Here is a 13,375-nt window from a genome sequence, read left to right as displayed (position 1 = left end):
GTGAGCAACGCAATACCAAAGCCGCCGCATACCACCTTAATCACTAAAACCAACGCATAGTAAAAATGCCACGCGTTACGAATCCCTCTTGAACAGTTTGTTATGTGCGTGGTTGAAAGCTACTCCACACTTGGCTCCGGTAAAACTGGTGGTGTACTGTCCATATAAGTTAAAAAATTTTCCCATAACTCGTGCGTTCTTTGCTTAGTTAACTTAGTTTTGCACGATATCGCCATAATTCCACGAATAGTTCCATCACGCCATTGCGTATAAACCGAGTCACAGTGAGAGGACATATATGCTTGCCAATCCTGTTGAGCAAGCTTAATTGCTGCGATCAGTTCTGGGTCATGAGCGTTGTGCTCAAAGCTAGTGTTTAGATATTTATCTAATTTAACTTGTGCTGACTCTAGTTCAATAGCAGCACATTGGTTTATCTCGATTGTGGTCATCGCATTATTACAGTCAATGGACTCTTCTTCAGCAAGAGCACCAAATGAAAGACTAGCTAATATGATGATTAGACACTTATTCATCGTTTTCTCCGAAAGCACATAACGCCCTGTTAAGGTGTGAGCAACGCAATACCTATGTTTCCGCAAACCACCTTAAACACAAAACGCAACGCATAGCAAAAATGCCAAGCGTTGCGAATCACTCTTAAACAGATTGTTATGCTGTTGTTTCAGGTTGTTCATGTTCCTCCGTTTCATCACTGGAAACATCTTGAATCTCAACCCCAAAGTACTCAGTTAACTCTCTCTGAATACGATGATATTCGTTAACGGGAACTTCTAACAAGCTACCGTTGAACTCATGTGTGTAGTAGTAAGAATTATCTTTGTCATCTTTAGAAATAACTAAATACTCACTATTCGTAAGAGCCAAATGGAACTCATTTTCAAATGTAGTCACCTGAACAATGTTGTGTTTAGCAACAGTAAATTGTTCATTTAATTTCAAACCAACTTTCATCGTTTATCCTTTATTATTGTTTGTTTTCGATTTACAGCATAACGCCCAATTAAGGGGTGAGCAACGCTACCACCCAACCTAAAGCATTGTACCGTAACCACTAAAATTGAAGTAGATGCAAAAATGCCAAGCGTTGGGAATCCCTCTTAAATTGTTTGTTATGGCGCTGAACTTGAAGCTAGTTGTTGAATGTCAATTAGGTCTACTTCCCTGCCTAATATCCGCTTGTACTCTACCAATTGGTGGACTGGGATAACCTGTAATTCGATGCCTTGATAGCTTTTGGCAACTGACTTTGAAAAGTCGATTTCCAGTTGGTACCACGAACCGTCCAACGATGACTGGATTTTTGTATTGAGAGCCAAGCCTATTTCAATTTTTTGATTTTGATAGACTAGCTGAAAATACTCTAAATCCCAGCCATATTCCGAGTAGTGAGTAAGCGGTTTAGAAATATACGGGGCAACGTGAGCAAGTATTTTATTTGCATCTGAGTTATGGATATAGAGATCAATATCTGCAATTTCACGACTACCACCATGAATTGTTGCCGCTAAACCACCGACAATTTGGTATTCGATACTCTCCGATTCCAAAAGACTTTTCAGCCAGTTCAAGGCTACTTTTACTTTCTCGTTCATATACTCCCTTAGCTGATTTTTGCCCTGCGCCATAACGCCTTGTTAAGGTGTGAGGCACGCAATACCGAAGCTTCCGCATACCACCTTAACCACTAAAACCAACGCATAGTAAAAATGCCACGCGTGCCGAATCACTCTTGAACAATTTGTTATGCATTATTCTTCGTAGCCTCTAACTTCGATACCATTCTCGAGATCAAAGATTGGAAAGTGACCCAATTCTTTAGCTATTGATTTAAGCTGATCTACATCTTGGCTACGTTCAAATGCTACATTCGATTTTGGTTTATATTTCTGTGGGATAGCTACTGACAATATCCACTTGTATTCGAATGGTTGAAACCTACCGTCTGCAAACCTATGTGGCAGTAAGTCATAGCTTTTGGGTAAGCAGTGAACTTCTTCATGCTCAGAGTCGATAAACCTCCAATATGATACTTCCACCTCAATTCCAGCATTAGCCCAAGCTGCAAACAACTTAAACCACTTCGAATTACTCATATATCTAACAGAGTATTTCTTGCAAGCTTTTTGGTACTCGAAATCCATTGAAGTCCTCTAATGCATAACGCCCTGTTAAGGTGTGAGCAACGCAATACCGATGCTCCCGCATGCCACCTTAAACATTAGACGCAACGCATAGCAAAAATGCCACGCGTTGCGAATCACTCTTAAACAGTTTGTTATGTGTTTGCGTGCTGAAGTTGAAAATGCAACTGAGACATTAGTGATTGATATACTTTCATAGTAAATACTTGCAAATTTTCCATACAAAACTCACCACCAATAATTGGATGCAGATCCCAACCTAAGCATTCGTCTTGTTTTGGTTGTAGCCCGTGTTCGAGCGCCAAGTCATACCAACTAGTTAAAAAGACATTATCACACCAATCTTGTGATTTATTCATTTTATTGTACTCATGAAAGTCCGAAGCAATTGTTTCATAGGTACCATCTAAAACCGATAACAATGAAATTGAGCCATCCACTTCACCAAATAGCCAGTCACCCATGATGGTTAGATACAAAGGTTTCCCTGTAGGATTAAGCAACCATTTCCACTGAGGTAACAAGGTATCTATTTCTACGTCCGAGACTTCCCAAATAAACTGCATTTTTATCTTTCTCACTCTGTTTAGAAACCCATTGACACATAACGCCCAATTAAGGGGTGAACAACGCTACCACCCTACCTAAAAATTGTGCCATAAACACTAAAGTTGAAGTAGAAGCAAAAGTGCAAAGCGTTGTGAATCCCTCTTAAATTGTTTGTTAAGCTTCAGGCTCAGGCACCCACGTGAATACATTTTGATGAACAAAAGACTTTAGTATACCAAGTGATTTTAATGCATCTGATTTGGCTAGTTCTTCAGCAGATTCAAATCGACCATCGATCATTTTTTTAGCCAATGAGCCATTTTTAAGCCCCGCTTTCGCATGAACGTAAGGGTTGCGGATTTTCCGTAATACTTCTAATTGTTCAAAAAGCGTTTCACTGATAATTTCAGCTGCTTTTGCAGATTCGAGGATTTTCTTAAATGAGGATTCAGCTATCGTATTCTGCCCTCTCATGATGAACTCACCGGACAATGAGTGCTCAATAAACGCTTGGCACAGCAATACGACTGCCATGTAATTACCATTAACGTAACTATTAGCCAATTCATGAAAAGCTAAGTGAGACTGTAAACCTCCGGTTAACAGCATATCTCCCTGTGGCGCAAACAGTTCATTTAGCTCGACAAATCTAACAATACGATCTGGTCTAGTTTGTTCTTCATCTTCGACAAAATCAGCGATACCCTGTCGTTTTATTTCTTCGTAGTCCATATTGTCCTCATTGAAGCTTAACGCCCTGTTAAGGGGTGAGCAACGCAATACCAAAGTCGCTGCATACCACCTTAAACACCAAAACCAACGCATAGTAAAAATGCCACGCGTTGCGAATCCCTCTTGAACAGTTTGTTATATGCAATTTTCTGGTGCTTACTAAATCGGCTTAATCCTTAACTTAAATGATTCGATTTGATCGACTTGCGATGGCACGAACCCACATTTGATTTCAAGATAAGAGGTTTCTTTTGGCTGCATAATGAAGATTTCATTTTCACCGATACAATTACCAATAAAATTACCATTCACATCGAACCCAGATGCTAAAACCTCACGAGAATATAACGCTTCTTCTGTAAGGTTTTCCTGTACGACAGCCAAACGCACATCGTCCCCATCTTTGAAGACATTTTCCAATGTTAAACCATAGGCAATTTTGAAATCTGCCAAATACTCAATTGCTTTATCATCGATTTCTTTGTCTTCAAGAATATTTCCGAGCGACGGTTCAACGAACTTTGTATAAACCAACCCACTCAGAATGAGTGCAACAGAAAAGCCAATTCCCCATGAAAAACCAGTTAAGATGTTATTAAATCCTTTCATAAATATTCCAATCCATTGCATATAACGCCTTGCTAAGGTGTGAGTAACGCAATACAAAAGCTACCGCATGGCGCCCTAATCACCCTAAGCCACCGCATAGTAAAAATGCCACGCGTTACGAATCACTCTTAAGCAATTTGTTAGTACATGCGCTACTTCTATTTGTGCGCTCCAAGATATTGAAAAGTAGCATGATATGAAAGGCTTTGAGCACTGAAGTGAGACGGGTAACTACAAAACTTTACCGCCATTGAGAGACGAAAGTTAGCTAGAAGAAAAACGCACTAAACTGCCCTACTTTTACTGGCTTCAAATTAGAAAAGGATTCTTTCCTCGTACTTGAACAGCCACACTCAAAAATAATCAAGGTTCTCTCAAAAGCCACCACGAAAATGAAGAAGCGCCAAAGAAATAGGCTAAGCGTTAGAAACCGTAAACGGTGAAATCAAAGCGAACACTCCGCATATAGTGCCACCGGATAGAACGTGAAAGGCACTAACTGAAAGGTGTAAATTCGAGCACCAAACAGATAAACACCAGAACTTGTGACCTTTGATGTCAAACCCGTACTAACGCCCTGTTAAGGTGTGAGCAACGCAATACCGATGCTGCCGCATACCACCTTAAACACTAAAACCAACGCATAGTAAAAATGCCACGCGTTGCGAATCACTCTTAAACAGTTTGTTATACCACTAATTGCCTTTATAGCCGCATTTAGAATCATCGTCAAAGTTACTAATTGCTATGTTCTTCGTTTCGTAATAGACAAAGCTATTGCTATTTAGCGGAACACCAACGCAAGAATTAGCACCGCAGTACAAATTTATAACTAGCTTGCCATTAGACTTGTCATTTAGTCTCTCGATACACTGAAGATTGAAGATATTACCCTCTGCGATAGCATCTTTGACTTCCTTGCCTCGCTCCATACCTTGCCGTTCAAAACTTGCCAATATAAATATATATACTACCGAGACAATAACTAGAAGTAGGGACAAAAATAGCCAAGATTTAAGGTACGGTTTTATATTATTGAAATCATAAAGAGCTAGTTTTAAGAAATTTGGTTTCACATTCTTTAACTTCCTGTACTTATAATGTGTACCAAAAGCAAGGCACATCATCACAACGCAAGCAATGATGAACAGCGCTGTCGCTATGTTCATCATTCTGGGATATAAAAAGATAAAACCATGGTAAAGCACTTGGTCGACATTTCGATGCAAAATATCCGTATCTAAGGAAAATACATGAAGGTAACCGCCATAATAGGCAACACTACTTGTGTATAGCACACCACATATAATTACTGATATCGCTGCAATGCGAGCTAGCACCGAAAGCATACAACCCCTTTTAGATAAATAATTTAGTCTGATTTTTCGATTGTGGTATAACGCCGCATTAAGGTGTGAGCAACGCTACCACGAAACTAAACCATACCACCTTAAACACAAAACCCAACGATTAGCATCAAAAATGCCAAGCGTTGGGAATCACTCTTAAATGCTTTGTTATAACTATTTTGCTCTATTTTCCTTTACCAAACATATACCCTAGAGCTAAAGTCACAATAGGTATAAATATACCCCAGATAGTTTTAAGTTCTTCAATGGGAAAGACGCTCTTAATAGGTGGGTGGGAACCATCAGGAGAATCAGGCCACATAAATAATATAAGAACTGCAGATAGAGCCAAGCCTAGAATAAAACTCCACCGTATCGTTAACCAAACTACGGAGTCTTGAGCATGTTTGCCTGTCCCTATAGTATTGCTTACAGAACCTGCTATATCGCCAGCGATGGCACTTTTTTTCTTTTTCGGCTCCGCATCAGTAATATTTCCGATGTTAATTCTACTCACTGACTTCGTCTCCTTTATAGAAGACATACTCCAATGACCAAGAATCATGTTCTGAAGACACTTTGAAAGAGCGGTAAGCCAACCAGAGTTCACGACCATCTAGCGAGCCGATATGGATTGGTTTAACAATTCCCGCACCATGTATAGAATCGCTATTGTATATATTAATCTTTAAACCCTTCACATCTTCGGCTGGCACATAGTCTGCCCTATAATCTTTACCATCGATAATAAATGTGAACTCAAGCCAAATTGCCTGAAAGTCGAACTTTATAGTACTTACTAATCCAGTCCGAACTAGTCCTGATTCAAATACTTCTAAATTTCCAGTCGTAATTTTCATTATAAAACTAACTCAATATTTTTGGACATTTTAACTCAACCTTACACAACATCCTAGGATAGTTATAACGCCCTGTTAAGGTGTGAGCAACGCAATACCGATGCCTCCGCATACCACCTTAAACACTAAAACCAACGCATACTGAAAATGCCAAGCGTTGCGAATCACTCTTGAACAGTTTGTTATGTACGTTCTTTTAGTTGCACATATTTAGCCAAACCAATGCCTTTATTTAACTCAGTTACATAGTTTGTGCTCATTCTAGCTTCGTTGACTAATGTACTGATACTTATGTTTTTTGTTCGGATTATTTCACCAAATTTAATACCAAACAGATGAATCATTAACACCTGCTCACCGCGGGGAGCATCCTGATACATTGCACGCAAAACCTCCGCAAAATCTTGAATTGAGCTCGAATCGTTGAGAACCTTATGTACATCCAGCTTAGATTCAAGATAAGTACCACTTGTCCTTTCGCGACGAACTGTTTGTTTGCAGTAAGGACAGTCGATATCTTCTAACTCTTCACCACCAACAAAGCCTGCGCCAGAGACAAAAACTTTAAATGCTTTCCCACATTTCTCGTTTGAGCAAATTTCCACTTTTTCCTCCAAAGTACATAACGCCTTGTTAAGGTGTGAGGCACGCAATACCAAAGCCTCCGCATAACGCCTTAACCACTAAAACCAACGCATAGTAAAAATGCCACGCGTGCCGAATCACTCTTGAACAATTTGTTATAACGCAATTTTTGACACATCTATAGATTTAAGCTCGTGTGCAACTGTATGTAAATGCGGTAGTTGATTAGTCAATGTTTTAATATGTTGATCAATAAGCTGTTTATCTTTATCTGTTGAAAGCACTGCATCATACCACTCAACTACATAGTCGGCTTGCTCTCCAATTTCGCGTTGTTCTCGCATAGAAATTAAGCCGATAAGTTTTGAAAAGTGATCAAGTGTTTTTGCCGTATATGGACAACCTAAACTTGAAAAAGTAAGTTCACGCTTTGTTGTGTAAAGGAACAAGCTTCGTTCAAATGAAGACAGTTGATAATAAGTATCTAATATCTGACGTGCAGCCCCAGAGAACCGTTCCCTATTTTTCTGATTAAGTGAAATGGGAATTAGATAAAGCAGCCCATTGCTATTACTTACTGCTTTTGCTAACTCCATAAGTTGATCATGCATCTCGTTGGCATGCCGATCTCGTTTCCAACGCAGAAATGCTGTTACCGCAAACAATGTACCAAAGATAGTTGCGACATTCGCCAATGCACCTAACACGGCCAATAAATCAGTGCCTAAGAAAATTAAAGAGAATGCAGAGCCACTCAAAAATATGGCAACTACACATACCCACATAATGTAACGATCACTTTCAAAAAATTTGAACAACTCGCTTATCTCTCCATTGCGTTATAACGCCTTGCTAAGGGGTGAGCAACGCATTATCACAAAACCAAAACCTTGCCACCGTAATCACTGAAGCCAAGTTTAAACCAAAAATGCCAAGCGTTGGGAATCCCTCTTAAGCAACCTGTTATGTTTTACTACAAACGATTGATTTAAATGACAAAGAACTACATTTTCCGCTGCGATTTATGAGCCTAATCACAAGACCGAAACCAACTTGACCACCAAATGCGACCAACTCAAAGCAAGTATGAACACTTCCCTGCCCAATGAGGCAACCCGACAAAGCTCCAACAAGCGCCCTCTCTTTCCAACCAAAGCGCAGAACAATGGCAAATTGCCGAGACTACTGCCAAGGTAGGATGTAACTTGGCAATAAATCTCAAAGCGCCTTTAAGCCAGAGAAACTTGAATCTAGCCAACTCGACCTGACAATGAAGCAACCCACGAATTTTGACATGTTTTACGGGCTGAGAAATTCAAGAATTTAGAGCGACAATGCCGATTTGCTGAGTCTACTCGGAACAGACTGCCCGAGGGACAAAGAACAGTTAAAAGGACATTTAAGCCACTGAATTCATGATGAAACATAACGCCTTGCTAAGGTGTGAGTAACGCAATACAAAAGCTACCGCATGGCGCCCTAATCACCCTAAGCCACCGCATAGTAAAAATGCCACGCGTTACGAATCACTCTTAAGCAATTTGTTAGCTTATTATTTTCCGGCTATATGTGGCCTTAGCCAGTCTTCAAACTTCTTAACAGTTTCATTTATTTCAACAGTAAATTCAGAGTACTTTCCATTATCACCGGTATAGTAAAGCACTGCACTTTGACGTTTCCGTTCTTCAATATTCATCCAGTCATTGCAACTACGATCTTGATAACTATCAATTAGCGAACGTATTGACACCAGAAGCTCTCCTCGGTGACCTCTAAGCTCTTGAATCAAGTCTTGCTCGGAAGAACCCCATTCAACTAGAGCTTTTACAAACAGCTCTTCTAACTCTGAGAATGCTACATCAAGCACTTTGAAGCGTTCGTTATAAACGAACATGGTTGCTTCATACTTATCCTCATGATTTACATGCCCACTGTTCGTCACAAGCTCTTTTGGGTATTCATATGAATAAATCGCAGGGTGCCTTACTGACTTAAACGCTTCTCTAACTTTAAATACTGACTCCAAAACTTCTTTTGCAAGCTGATACTCAGATTTTCCTTTAAGCTCTTTTTGCCAAGTAGTTAGTCCACTATGGGCAAAATAAGCTGCCGCTAAAGCTGATAAGGCTACAACTATATCTTTTACATGCCCTAACCAATCCATCGTGAGATATACCTCTAAATAAGCTAACGCCGCGTTAAGTGGTGAGCAATGCTACCACCCTACCTAAACCATTGTGCTGTAAACACTAAATTCAAAGCAAACCGAAAATGCCAAGCGTTGGGAATCCGTCTTAAACGCTTTGTTAGCTGCGTAGCTTTTTGGAGAGCAGGTTCTGTTTTGATTCGAATCCGGCGCTAGTATAAAAACCGATAGCTCCTGTGTTATTTGACCAAACATGCAGGTCAACTGAACTAGCGCCAAGAGCACTAGCCCACTTAGAAAAGTAAGAAACTAGCCCTGTAGCTACACCCAGCTTTCGAGCTTCGCTAGAAACGATTAACTCTTCAATATATCCATACGTTCGTGATTGCGTCCAACGACGCTCTTTAACGTCAGTGAGATTCCCCAATAAAGCTCCGACTACCTTTCCATCGTGCTCGCTAACAATAAGCAACTGATTTTCATCAGATAGAATGTCTTGAAGCTCAGTCTCATTTAGTACATTTTCAGTTTTGCGAACAACATCTGGGGCTAAGTCTGAGTTGTGCTCGTTCTCAGCAATGAAAAGGCTAACCAACACATCTAAATCTTTGATTTGGGCTACACGAACCATAAATTTTCTCCAAGCAGCTAACGCCGCGTTAAGTAGTGAGCAACGCCACCACTGAACCTAACCATACCACCGTAAACACAAAACCCAACGATGTAATGAAAAATGCCATGCGTTGGGAATCTGCCTTAAACGCTTTGTTATATCTAATTTTTTATTTGGTTTGAAATTGCAGCGATACAACGTTTTGCCGAATTACACACGCCGGACAACTGAAAGAAACCATGAATTACACCCAAATAACGTTCGCAGTAAGCGTCAACGCCTTGTGAAAGCATCAACTTGTATAAGTGCTCACCCTCATCGCGTAGCGGATCAAACTCCGCGGTGATAATAGTTGTGATAGGCAAACCGCTGAAGTCACCGCTTAAAAGATTAAGCTCTGGTTCAGCAATTTCTTTAGAGCTACAATTCGCGTATAACTCGAAACCAGAAAGAAGCATATTTGCCGTTATAATATAATCTGAACCATTTTCTCTGTAACTTTGCGAATTACCTGTAGGATCCAGCATTGGGTAAATAAGAATTTGCTGACGAGGCAACCACTGCTCTAGCTTTTTCAGTCTAAGCGTCGTAGCCAAAGCTAACTGCCCTCCGGCGCTATCGCCAATAAATACTAAGTGCTCTGAATCACCACCATACTTGTGCGCTTGCTCCTTAATACCAAGTACAGCTTGGTATACATCATCGTGTGCTGCTGGATAAGCATGTTCAGGTGCTAGCCTGTATTGAATGCAAATAACTATCGAGTTGGATAGAAGAGCAATTTGTCTTAGCTGAGCATCATGTGTCTCAAAGCCACCACTGATGAAACAGCCTCCATGAAAATAGACCGTTATAGGTAAGTTCACTTCATCTGTAGGCTTGTAAATCTTAACCGGAATACTATTAATTACATCTAAGTATTCGCTTTCAATTTTAGGACTCTCACCAGCTAATACAGTACTACCAATATAACCAGCCCGGCGATCAGCGATTGTTTGTGCTGAAGGGCAAGGTTTACCATTAGATTGAAATTCTTCGACTAGCTCTCTGATGCCAGCTTCTAGGTACTTGGTCATTTTATAACTCTATAACTAAAAAACCGGTGAATAATATAACAACACAAAAGCATGTACATCCATACAGTTATGAATGTGTGATGTAAATTAGATATAACGCCGCATTAAGGTGTGAGCAACGCTGTCACCTAGCCTTAACCTTTACACCGTAAACACGAAACCCAACCTTGAACTGATATTGCCAAGCGTTGGGAATCACTCTTAAATGCTTTGTTATATTTTTTTATCCGCTAAGCCTATGATGTGAAAGTCAGCTCCAGAGGATCTAATAGCATTCTCAGCACTAACCAACAATACATCTAGCTGGGTTTTGATTTTGCTGCCTACAATATTTCTGTAAACACTTTCCTGAGTATGGGGCTGAATAACTACAACACGGGTTTTAACATGCTTGTTATCTTTTAAGCCCATTAACACATTAAAAAAATCTTCAGCCTTTGCTACTTTTCCATTACACCAACACCCTTTATGATCTGCATTGCCATGCCTTGCTTTGAGGTCCTCAACGAGGACTTTTCTAGCTGTATACCTAAGGTTCTTAACAGCTTGGTTAAGTACAACATCGTGTGCACCTACAGATATTTTTCTTGATGCCTTGCTAGACTTTGATGCTTTGACATGAATCAACGATATTAGGTGAAGTGAACCATGCTGAACATAATGGATAAAGTCAGCTTTTTCTCCTGCGCCATCATCGCAATAGAGCCATCCTCGCGGCTTTTCTGTCGTATTAAATTCACTTTGTGTTAGCCAATTTCCACTCCAACACTTTTGCACCCAACAGAATAAGGATTTTTCTTTACCGATATCTTTCAATGAAGGCTTCTGGGCATTTAATCCCGGTTTTTCCTTCGTTATGTCGTACTTTTCAAAGTCGGCCCATAAAAACTTATCATATTCCACATCTTGATAACCGGTTCTGAATACCATCCCGTTTACAACGGCATGTCCTGACTCAAACCAACACTTAATAAGTTCAGGGTATACAAATACTCGCTTATATAAGTCGAAGTATTTTTTAGTAATAGGCGTTTCGCTTTTTACTTTAAAGGTGACTTTATAGTCATCCACTTCAACTTCAACGCATATATGACCTACCTTTTTTCCTGAATAGAAGATATCTAGTGAAATATCACTTTCAATGAAACTACTCACCAGTTCTACATGAAAGTCATACTGCAACTTTTTTAGTAGTTCTTTACGGTGCTGCCCGTCTTCCTCAGGCAGAAAATCGTAGTCTACAAGAGAAAAATCATATGGATCTTTTAAATCATCTGGCTTAGATATTGGGTAAGACAATATACCGATAGGCGTCTCTGACTCGACGCTATTGATAGACAAAATGTCTAAAATTTCCAGCACTCTATTCTCAAAAGTGCTCCAATCTTTACAAGGTCCACGCCATATTGACGATTTAAATGGATTAATTCCTACTGAGCTTTTTGATTTAGCCCCCCAAATTTCAGTACGTACAGCCGACATCATATACGACTGATCAATCAGAGGGTCGAGGGTATCCGCTACACTCTTACCACCTAAAACTTTGGAGTCTGCTTTAAAATTGTCTCGACCATGTATTCCCGACAACCATAACATTTTAATCTCATCTTCATTAATGAAGTTTCCGTTCAACTTGTTTATTGGAATAGGAAATAGATTAGGTAAGCGCTTTTTCCCAAAAAACTCTCGGATGGTGTCTTTCTTGCCTTTTTCAGAAAAATAAAAAGCCAAGTGGTCCCTAACATTAAAGCTAACGAAGACATGGTGCTCCAAGTCTTTCAACTCTAAACCTTTAGCCCAACTAGGTGCCTTTGAGATGGTGTATGATGTGATTTTTACGGTTCCTAATTCTCCAACCTCATCGTTGACTGTTGAACCTACATTCATTTCATCTGAAGACTCTTCCTGCAATAATTGGAGGATAACTTCGTGAACGGAACACGATTCTTCTTTGATTGATTTTGCGCCCAGTAAAATAGACAAGTAGGGAGCTACGTTATGTTTCTCTACTGCAATAGTATTATTTTCCACCCAGTCTCCTTATTACAACGCAACTTAATAAAGTATTATTATTTATCACAAAGCCCATATTTTGGTTAAAAGAATTGAGTAATACGCTCAAAGATATGAATCAAGTCACAATTGGAACAATGGATCTGACGGAAAATATAACGCCCAGTTAAGGGGTGAAGCACGCAATACCGATGTTACTGCATGGCACTTCATCACCGAAACCACCGCATACCAAAAATGCCACGCGTGCTGAATCCCTCTTAAACTGTTTGTTATGTGCACTTTTTACTACTTGCAACCTCTATCGCTTTTTGTAATTTCTTGATCAGTACTTCAGCATTTAGAATAGACAACTCAATTTCAGTGTTTGCCGTTATATACTCATCTTTTATTTTTTCACTGTCCAAATTTGTTCCAGAAATATCTATATCTGGGTGAATGTTCCATACTTCAACGTTTATACTTTCGTTATGGACATCACCGATTACTTCAATAAAGCCTTTCCGATATTCAACAGAATTACAATTGATTAAATCTCGTTTCATCATTAATTTCCCTCGGGCACATAACGCCGCGTTAAGGTGCGAGCAACGCAATACAGAAGCCTCTGCAATGCACCGTAATCACTTAACCCAGCGCATATCAAAAATGCCACGCGTTGTGAGTCGCTCTTAAACG

General features: G+C 39.8%; 17 protein-coding genes. All 17 read right to left on the bottom strand.

Going from position 1 to position 13,375, the window contains the following annotated elements; all coding sequences use genetic code 11:
• Positions 1-119 precede the first annotated feature (119 nt).
• The 17 genes from NDJ01_RS09615 to NDJ01_RS09485 all read right to left on the bottom strand — a co-directional run bounded on the left by NDJ01_RS09615 (position 120) and on the right by NDJ01_RS09485 (position 13,245).
• Positions 120-536 carry a lysozyme inhibitor LprI family protein gene (locus tag NDJ01_RS09615; protein WP_149192373.1) on the bottom strand — a complete coding sequence of 139 codons (417 nt, stop codon included), beginning with the start codon at positions 534-536 and terminating at the stop codon, positions 120-122.
• Between the two features lie 136 nt (positions 537-672).
• Complete coding sequence (locus NDJ01_RS09605; protein WP_238799520.1) at positions 673-975, bottom strand: hypothetical protein; 303 nt, start codon at positions 973-975, stop codon at positions 673-675.
• Between the two features lie 158 nt (positions 976-1,133).
• Positions 1,134-1,616, bottom strand: a complete 483-nt coding sequence (locus NDJ01_RS09600; RefSeq protein WP_258586630.1) for a DUF2007 domain-containing protein — start codon at positions 1,614-1,616, stop codon at positions 1,134-1,136.
• A gap of 156 nt (positions 1,617-1,772) precedes the next feature.
• Positions 1,773-2,165: a hypothetical protein gene (locus NDJ01_RS09590; protein WP_258586629.1), complete on the bottom strand. Its 393-nt coding sequence runs from the start codon at positions 2,163-2,165 to the stop codon at positions 1,773-1,775.
• A gap of 134 nt (positions 2,166-2,299) precedes the next feature.
• Complete coding sequence (locus NDJ01_RS09580; RefSeq protein WP_042524345.1) at positions 2,300-2,731, bottom strand: T6SS immunity protein Tdi1 domain-containing protein; 432 nt, start codon at positions 2,729-2,731, stop codon at positions 2,300-2,302.
• Between the two features lie 157 nt (positions 2,732-2,888).
• Entirely contained in the window at positions 2,889-3,539 is a 651-nt protein-coding gene (locus tag NDJ01_RS09575) for a hypothetical protein (protein ID WP_405054848.1), read from the bottom strand.
• Positions 3,540-3,605: 66 nt separating this feature from the next.
• Positions 3,606-4,055 (bottom strand): metal ABC transporter ATPase, encoded by a 450-nt coding sequence (locus NDJ01_RS09565; RefSeq protein ID WP_258586628.1) that lies wholly within the window; start codon positions 4,053-4,055, stop codon positions 3,606-3,608.
• Between the two features lie 695 nt (positions 4,056-4,750).
• On the bottom strand, positions 4,751-5,404 hold the full coding sequence (locus tag NDJ01_RS09550; RefSeq protein ID WP_045603567.1) for a hypothetical protein: 654 nt from the start codon (positions 5,402-5,404) through the stop codon (positions 4,751-4,753).
• Positions 5,405-5,588: 184 nt separating this feature from the next.
• On the bottom strand, positions 5,589-5,921 hold the full coding sequence (locus tag NDJ01_RS09545; RefSeq protein ID WP_258586627.1) for a hypothetical protein: 333 nt from the start codon (positions 5,919-5,921) through the stop codon (positions 5,589-5,591).
• Positions 5,914-6,264 (bottom strand): DUF6864 domain-containing function, encoded by a 351-nt coding sequence (locus NDJ01_RS09540; RefSeq protein ID WP_258586626.1) that lies wholly within the window; start codon positions 6,262-6,264, stop codon positions 5,914-5,916. Before NDJ01_RS09540 ends, NDJ01_RS09545 begins: the two co-directional genes overlap by 8 nt.
• Before the next feature lie 182 nt (positions 6,265-6,446).
• Positions 6,447-6,869, bottom strand: coding sequence for a hypothetical protein (locus NDJ01_RS09530; protein ID WP_080263917.1), 423 nt, complete (start codon positions 6,867-6,869; stop codon positions 6,447-6,449).
• Positions 6,870-7,004: 135 nt separating this feature from the next.
• Positions 7,005-7,667: a hypothetical protein gene (locus NDJ01_RS09520; protein WP_258586625.1), complete on the bottom strand. Its 663-nt coding sequence runs from the start codon at positions 7,665-7,667 to the stop codon at positions 7,005-7,007.
• A gap of 734 nt (positions 7,668-8,401) precedes the next feature.
• On the bottom strand, positions 8,402-9,013 hold the full coding sequence (locus tag NDJ01_RS09510; protein WP_258586624.1) for a hypothetical protein: 612 nt from the start codon (positions 9,011-9,013) through the stop codon (positions 8,402-8,404).
• 142 nt (positions 9,014-9,155) lie between these two features.
• Positions 9,156-9,626 carry a GNAT family N-acetyltransferase gene (locus NDJ01_RS09505; RefSeq protein WP_132937396.1) on the bottom strand — a complete coding sequence of 157 codons (471 nt, stop codon included), beginning with the start codon at positions 9,624-9,626 and terminating at the stop codon, positions 9,156-9,158.
• Positions 9,627-9,769: 143 nt separating this feature from the next.
• Complete coding sequence (locus NDJ01_RS09500; RefSeq protein WP_258586623.1) at positions 9,770-10,684, bottom strand: alpha/beta hydrolase; 915 nt, start codon at positions 10,682-10,684, stop codon at positions 9,770-9,772.
• Positions 10,685-10,897: 213 nt separating this feature from the next.
• Complete coding sequence (locus NDJ01_RS09495; RefSeq protein ID WP_257890203.1) at positions 10,898-12,715, bottom strand: hypothetical protein; 1,818 nt, start codon at positions 12,713-12,715, stop codon at positions 10,898-10,900.
• A 254-nt stretch (positions 12,716-12,969) separates the two neighbouring features.
• Positions 12,970-13,245: a hypothetical protein gene (locus tag NDJ01_RS09485; protein ID WP_258586621.1), complete on the bottom strand. Its 276-nt coding sequence runs from the start codon at positions 13,243-13,245 to the stop codon at positions 12,970-12,972.
• Between the last annotated feature and the right edge of the window lie 130 nt (positions 13,246-13,375).

It is taken from the genome of Vibrio sp. HS-50-1, assembly GCF_024747315.1.
Classification (GTDB): domain Bacteria; phylum Pseudomonadota; class Gammaproteobacteria; order Enterobacterales; family Vibrionaceae; genus Vibrio; species Vibrio diabolicus.
The sequence above is the reverse complement of the archived record's forward strand: the minus strand, read 5'-3'. Positions and strand labels throughout refer to the sequence as shown.

Excerpts from the sequence above, each read along its gene's own strand:
- NDJ01_RS09615 (WP_149192373.1), bottom strand. The coding sequence starts at position 536 with ATGAATAAGTGTCTAATCATCATATTAGCTAGTCTTTCATTTGGTGCT.
- NDJ01_RS09605 (WP_238799520.1), bottom strand. The coding sequence starts at position 975 with ATGAAAGTTGGTTTGAAATTAAATGAACAATTTACTGTTGCTAAACAC.
- NDJ01_RS09600 (WP_258586630.1), bottom strand. The coding sequence starts at position 1,616 with ATGAACGAGAAAGTAAAAGTAGCCTTGAACTGGCTGAAAAGTCTTTTG.
- NDJ01_RS09590 (WP_258586629.1), bottom strand. The coding sequence starts at position 2,165 with ATGGATTTCGAGTACCAAAAAGCTTGCAAGAAATACTCTGTTAGATAT.
- NDJ01_RS09580 (WP_042524345.1), bottom strand. The coding sequence starts at position 2,731 with ATGCAGTTTATTTGGGAAGTCTCGGACGTAGAAATAGATACCTTGTTA.
- NDJ01_RS09575 (WP_405054848.1), bottom strand. The coding sequence starts at position 3,539 with ATGCGTTGGTTTTGGTGTTTAAGGTGGTATGCAGCGACTTTGGTATTG.
- NDJ01_RS09565 (WP_258586628.1), bottom strand. The coding sequence starts at position 4,055 with ATGAAAGGATTTAATAACATCTTAACTGGTTTTTCATGGGGAATTGGC.
- NDJ01_RS09550 (WP_045603567.1), bottom strand. The coding sequence starts at position 5,404 with ATGCTTTCGGTGCTAGCTCGCATTGCAGCGATATCAGTAATTATATGT.
- NDJ01_RS09540 (WP_258586626.1), bottom strand. The coding sequence starts at position 6,264 with ATGAAAATTACGACTGGAAATTTAGAAGTATTTGAATCAGGACTAGTT.
- NDJ01_RS09510 (WP_258586624.1), bottom strand. The coding sequence starts at position 9,013 with ATGGATTGGTTAGGGCATGTAAAAGATATAGTTGTAGCCTTATCAGCT.
- NDJ01_RS09505 (WP_132937396.1), bottom strand. The coding sequence starts at position 9,626 with ATGGTTCGTGTAGCCCAAATCAAAGATTTAGATGTGTTGGTTAGCCTT.
- NDJ01_RS09500 (WP_258586623.1), bottom strand. The coding sequence starts at position 10,684 with ATGACCAAGTACCTAGAAGCTGGCATCAGAGAGCTAGTCGAAGAATTT.
- NDJ01_RS09485 (WP_258586621.1), bottom strand. The coding sequence starts at position 13,245 with ATGATGAAACGAGATTTAATCAATTGTAATTCTGTTGAATATCGGAAA.